An 831-nucleotide genomic window follows, 5' to 3' on the forward strand; every position below is an offset into this window, starting at 1 on the left:
AAGCGAAGCTTCGGTTGGGCACACGCCACTTTGCAAATAAGAGGTAATCACCTTAATTTCTATCGCCAAAGTAGAAATAGGATAATCGATCGTATCCGCGACACGATAAAGAATATCGAGGGAAGAAAGGTTTTGTCTTGCATGAATACAGGTGTAATCATTTTTGACGGTTGCAACAGAATCCGACGGTGTTGACAGGGGCGCCGGTGTAGACTCAACAACCGCGGCATGGGTACCAGGAAAAGATAATGGATCGTAGCGTCTAAAGGCATCAGCGAATGAGTAAAAGCTGAATGGCAAGAAATCCTCAATACTTTCTCGCGTTTGCCTCAACGAGGATGAACCATGCATTAACTGCTGTGGATTCAGCGGAGGAGCAATCGTTGTAGAAGAATAATGGCTATCGAACTTATCACATAAAGTGGCATCATTCGGAAAAACATTTTTAATATTTCCAGTGACATTATAAGAAGCAGCAGGGTTATTTTCCTCTCCCCTTTTTCGACAATACTCTGAAGCAGAAAAAAAACGCTCAGAGACATGTCTGCGCAACGTATTATTTGACACCACGCTCAGTAAAGCCAAGAGCGTCATCCATCCAAACTGCTGAGGAAGTTTACGGGTTTGCGACGCGGCAATACGATTTAACCGCTGTTGGATAATGGACTCTGCGACATATCCTTGCGTTTTATCATCGTAGCATCCCGCACTTCGCCTGAAATCCTGCGCGCTGATTGGCATAAGCTCACCTCCCTGTGTGATTGCTCAATTAATAAACAATAGCCGTGAGTGCGTATATCAATAAGCGCGACCGCTTCAGAAAAAGCGCAT

General features: G+C 44.6%; 1 protein-coding gene. It reads right to left on the reverse strand.

Features of this window, described 5'->3' with window-relative positions; genetic code table 11:
- Positions 1–741, reverse strand: a 741-nt coding sequence (locus J5224_RS31560) for a hypothetical protein (protein ID WP_264628925.1), incomplete at its 3' end; no start/stop codon positions are given.
- Positions 742–831: the final 90 nt, after the last annotated feature.

It is taken from the genome of Candidatus Symbiopectobacterium sp. NZEC135, from assembly GCF_025962695.1.